Origin of the sequence: Methylibium sp. (genome assembly GCF_013817365.1) — a bacterium.
GTDB lineage: Bacteria > Pseudomonadota > Gammaproteobacteria > Burkholderiales > Burkholderiaceae_C > Methylibium.
The window spans coordinates 1-5,218 of the sequence record NZ_JACDCU010000298.1 but is presented as its reverse complement, the minus strand read 5'-3'; the positions used below and the strand labels follow the sequence as shown (position 1 = coordinate 5,218).

The 5,218-nt window shown below is 65.0% G+C and carries 2 protein-coding genes and 3 pseudogenes; all 5 read right to left on the bottom strand.

The genetic code is table 11. The features are described 5' to 3' along the window. Nucleotides 1-968 (bottom strand): annotated as a pseudogene (locus H0W38_RS16040) (IS30 family transposase); the annotation flags it as partial. Beyond that, nucleotides 969-1,457 (bottom strand): annotated as a pseudogene (locus H0W38_RS16035) (IS3 family transposase); the annotation flags it as partial. A gap of 58 nt (nt 1,458-1,515) precedes the next feature. Continuing rightward, complete coding sequence (locus tag H0W38_RS16030; RefSeq protein WP_292455892.1) at nt 1,516-2,154, bottom strand: cation transporter; 639 nt, start codon at nt 2,152-2,154, stop codon at nt 1,516-1,518. Between the two features lie 82 nt (nt 2,155-2,236). Then, nucleotides 2,237-2,617, bottom strand: coding sequence for a hypothetical protein (locus tag H0W38_RS16025; protein ID WP_292455891.1), 381 nt, complete (start codon nt 2,615-2,617; stop codon nt 2,237-2,239). 41 nt (nt 2,618-2,658) lie between these two features. Continuing rightward, nucleotides 2,659-5,118, bottom strand: a pseudogene (locus tag H0W38_RS16020) (efflux RND transporter permease subunit); the annotation flags it as partial. Nucleotides 5,119-5,218: the final 100 nt, after the last annotated feature.

Here is a 5,218-nt window from a genome sequence, read left to right as displayed (position 1 = left end):
GTGCCGCAGCGACGCAGCGACCGCGGAGAGGGAGTCTGAACCGTAGCGGCTGAGGTCGGGCCCTTCGCGAAGTAATGCCGTAGCAGCCCGTTCGTGTTCTCGTTGGTACCCGCTGCCAAGGGCTGCGTGGATCGCAGAAGAAGACTTGAAGACCCGTGTCGAGGCGCAGTCGAGCGTGCTGAGACATTTCGGGCTCCCTGATCCCAAGTCAGCGATCTGCGCAGCTGCGTAGGCAGCCTCATCATCGAGGTCGCAATCGCCTCCCGGACTGCGCCAGCTCTGCGACCGGCCAGTGCAGGGCCGTTCTTCTTTCGAGGCTGTCCGTGCGCGCCCATGCGAGGAAGGTGCAGCAGCATCGTGAAGCGCGTCGCTCGTTCCACCAGCGTGCCGATCGCGGAGCTTCCCAGCCCGACGATGAGATCGCCTTCCCAGTGGCCGGGCACGACGCGCGCCTGAGCGTCCAAGGGCCGTCTGCTGATATGACCTCGGGCGTGACGAACTTCTTCCCCCGTTCACGCGTGCGGGCGCGAGGCACACGCAACGGCCGACCGGAACGAAGGCAGGGGCTCAGCTCGCGGCGTAACGCGCCACGGCCTTGAATGTAGAAAGCCTGGTAAATCGCCTCGTGCGATATCCGCATCGCCTCATCGTCGGGAAAGTCGATCCGCAACCCTGTGGGCGATCTGCTGTGGACTCCACGACATCGCCCAGCAGCGGTCCTGACGGCGGCCGTGCCGCCTACCCGTCCATGCTATCTCCGGACCCAGTCGCTTACGACGCTCGGTCGTGATCGTCCCAGCGAGCCGCTCTTGACGTACTTCCTGGGCGCATCATTGGCAGCGAGCTTGGCTGTCTTCGGACGGCGGGCCCGTAGTTGCGCGTGCCACCTGTGCCGTCGAGGCTCGGAAGTCGACGTACCCGCTCCGGGTCGCTGCATTGCGGCGCAGTTCCCGCGAGATCGTCATGCTGTAGGTGTGGTGCGATGCGGCGTGCACCTACGGATGCGCTCGGTGAGCACGGCATTGGCGACGGCACGCGCGCTGGGGGCACGATCGCGCCAGGCGTAGTAGCCACTGGTCGAGACCCGCAGCACACGGCACATCGCTGCGACGTTGACGTCGGCCTGGTTCGCGTTCACGAGTCCGTAGACCCGGTGGACGTCTTGCCGTCCTTGGCGGCGAACCAGGCCGTAGCCTTTGCCAGGATGTCGCGCTCCTGCTCGAGCTGTCGAACCCTTCGTCGCAATCGCGCCAGCTCTTCGTGCTCGGCGCTGCTCAACACGTCCTTGCCACGCACGGGGTTACCGGCATCGGCCGCCGCACGCGCGACCCCCGCGGTGACGCTCTGGCGCTGACTTCGAACTCACGTGCCAGCTGGGCCGGACTTCGTCCAGCCATCGCCAGCTCGACAATCTGCTGCTTGAACGCCTCGGGGTAGGCAGGCTTCGTCTTCGGCATCTCGGACTCCTTCTTCCATCAGAATGAGGTGTCCGCGAAATCGGGTCAACTTCAAACATTAACGATGGGGTTCGGTCGATTCCGTCTTGGAAGCTTCTTCGAGGATTTCCCGACCGCCATGTGCCGCAACGCCGGCCACGATGACCCCGAGGACTAGATCAGGCACGTTCGAGCCCAGCCATAGCACAAGCGCCCCAGACGCGACGATGCTGAGATTGACGAGCGAGTCATTGCTGGTGAAGATTGACGAGGCCTTGAAGTTCACGTCGTCTCCGCGATGTCGGGCAAGCAGACGCAAGCAGACCAGGTTGAGTAATGCATTGACGCCAGCCATGGCCATCATGGCTGGTCCGACGGGCTGCCCGCCACCGAAGTAGCGACGCAAAACCTCGACGAGCAGCAGCACGGCCAAGCCAATCAGGAACCAGCCCGAGATCCGAGCTGCCCGCACCTTGATCGACGCGGCTCGCCCGACGGCGTACAGGCTGAGACCGTAGACCGACGCGTCGGCCAAGTTGTCCAGCGCTGCGCCCATCAGTGCCGTCGACTCGGCCCACAAGCCGACGCCTCCGCCGACAATGCTCTGGCCGAGGTTGATGGCCAGGACACCTAGCAAGATCCGGCGGTCCCTGCGCTCGTTGGACCTTTCCGCGCGCGGCGCTACGCTGGTGGACGGATCAGCATCATCGCGGCTCATGGCTTTCCTCTTCGCATTGCTGCTGCAGCGCCGAACACAGACGGTCCGCGGCCGCGATTGCTAGCCTCAGGGCGGCAGGCGCCTACTTAAGCTCGAAGCGCGCCGTGACCGGAGGCTTGCCGTTGAGCGTCACCACCGCCACGGCCTTGGTCCCCTTGGCCATCTTGAAGCTGCCTTTGGCCTCGAGCTTGTCGCCTACGAGGGCCAACGGCACTTCCGACTTGTCGCTTCCGGTCAGCAACGTAAGCTTAGCGCTGCCGCTGGTGATCTTCATCGGCTTGCCGTGGTCGGTCGGATAGATTTGGATCAGATCCGGCTTGGCGACCAGTTCGAGGTCGACCCCCTTTGCTTCGACGATGACGCCGCCGTGCTTGGGAGCGTGAGCGTCGTCGACAGCGACGGCCGGTGCGGCAGCCAGTCCTGCCAGGTTTGCCAGTGCGACGTGAACGATGAAGTGCTTCATGGTGAACTCCTTGTGGGTTGAGTTAGGAACGGGAACGGGCATCAGAAGGCTTCCTGGCCCGAGCTTTCGACCAGCCGCTCGATGGGCTTGCGGCCGAAGAGCCAAACCATCGCCGGGGTGAGGAAGGTGTCGAGCAGCGTCGAGCTGATCAGCCCGGCGAAGATGACCACCGCCACCGGGTGCAGGATCTCGGTACCCGGCTGCTCGGCCTCGAACAGCAGGGGCGCCAGCGCGAAGGCCGCGACCAGGGCGGTCATCAGCACGGGGGTCAGGCGCTCGAGCGAGCCACGTATCAGCATGGGGATGCCGAAGCTTTCGCCCTCGAAGGCGCACAGGTTGACGTAGTGGCTGACTTTCAGAATGCCGTTGCGGATAGCGATGCCGGCCAGGGTGATGAAGCCCACCAGCGCCGCAATCGACAGCGGCTGGCCCGACAGCCACAGCCCGATCACCGAGCCCACCAGCGCCAGTGGGATATTGGCCATGATGATCAGCGACAGCACACCGGACTGGTAGCGCGAGTACAGCACCAGGAAGATCATCGCCAGCGAACCGATCGACAGCAGACCAATCAGCCGGCTCGACTCTTCCTGCGCCTGGAACTGCCCGCCCAAGGTGATGAAGTAGCCCTCCGGCAGCTTGTTGTCCGCCACCACCGCCCGGATGTCGGCCACCACGTCACTCAGCGCCCGACCGGAGGCGTTGGCCGAGATCACGATGCGGCGCCGGCCGTCGTCGCGGCTGATCTGGTTCGGACCGTCGCCTTCTTCCACCGTGGCGAGCTGGCTCAGCGGCACGCGGCCGGTCGGCGTGTCGATCATGATGCGCGACAAGGCCTGCACCTCGCGCGCCGTCTCGGGCAGGCGCAGCACCAGATCGAAGCGCCGGTTGCCCTCAACGATCTGCGTGATCTTCTCGCCGTCGATCAGCATCTGCAGCTCGGACAGCAGCTTGGCCGGCGCCAACCCGTACTGCGCGGCCCGCCGATAGTCGACGCGGATCTGCACCTGCGGCGTTAGCACCTGCTTTTCGACCTCGAGGTCGGCCAGGCCCGGCACCGACTGCAGCTTCGCCCGCAGCGCATCCGCCTCGCCGCGCAGCGTATCGAGATCGTCGCCGACGATCTTGATCGCGATCTGCGAGCGCACGCCCGAGAGCATGTGGTCGATGCGGTGCGAGATCGGCTGGCCGATGCCGATGGCGGCTGGCAGCGGGCTCAGGCGCTCGCGGATATCGCTGTAGATTTCATCGAGACTACGCCCTGAACGCTCGAGCTGGAGGTCCAGCTCGCTGACGTGCACGCCTTCGGCATGCTCGTCCATCTCGGCGCGGCCAGAGCGCCGTCCGACATGCACCACCTCGGGCACTTTCAGCACCGCCGTTTCGGCCTGCGAGGCCAGACGAACCGTCTCCGCCAGCGTCGTGCCGGGGTTCAAGCGCAAGCCGACCAGCGCCGAGCCTTCGTTGAAGGGCGGCAGGAAGGTCGTCGGGAAGAAGGGCACGGTCGCGCCGGCGAGCAACACCGACAAGGCACCCGCCGCCACCAGCGTCTTCGGCCGCCGCAGCACCCAGCCCAGTCCCGCCTGATAACGCCCCTTGATCCAGCGCAGCAGCCGGCCGTCGTCGTGACCGAGGCTCTTCATGCGCGGGAGCAGGTAGAAGGCCATCACAGGCGTCAGCGTCACCGAGACGATCATGCTGGCTAGCAGCGAGACGATGTAGGCGATCGCCAGCGGCTGCATCAGCCGGCCCTCGATGCCCGGTAGGAAGAACAGGGGCAGCAGCACTAGCACGATGATCACCGTGGCGATCACGATCGCCGAGCGCACCTCGAGCGTCGCGCTGGCGATGATCTCCAGGGGACTGCGCTTCATGCCGTCGTGTTGACGGTCCATCTTGAGCCGCCGCAGCACGTTTTCCACGCCGACCACCGCGTCGTCGACCAAGCCACCGATTGCGATGGTCAGACCCCCCAAAGTCATCGTGTTGATGCTCAGGTCGAAGTACCGGAAGACCAGCACCGTGATTAGCACCGACACCGGAATCGCGGTCAGCGAGATCAACGTCAGGCGAACGTTCATGAGGAACAGAAACAGCACCGCGGCCACGACGACCGATGCACCGAGCAGCTTGCCCTGCAGTGTGTCGATCGACGCCTCGATGAAGCTGGCCTGGCGCATCGTCACCACCGGCGCCTGCATGCCGGGCGGCAGGCTAGGGCGCATCTCGGCCAGCGCCGCCTCGATAGCGCCAGTGAGCTTCACCGTGTCGGCGTCAGGCTGCTTCTGGATCCCCAGCACCACGGCCGGCTGGCCGTTGTAGCCGGCGTCACCGCGCTTGAGCGCAGCGGCGAAGCTCACTTCGGCCACTTGCTTGAGCAGGATCGGGCGGCCGTTGCTGACTGCGACGGGCAGGTTCTGCACGTCTTCGAGCCTGGACGTGCGGCCGATGTTTCGGATCAGGTATTCACGCGAGTTGAGTTCCAGAAAACCGCCGCTAGTGAACTGTAACGTTCAAATAGGAAGTATCATTGCGCCTGCGGAGGGTGCGATGAACTTGACCGAAACCGAAGTCATGGAACTGCAGCGGCGAGTCAGCGCG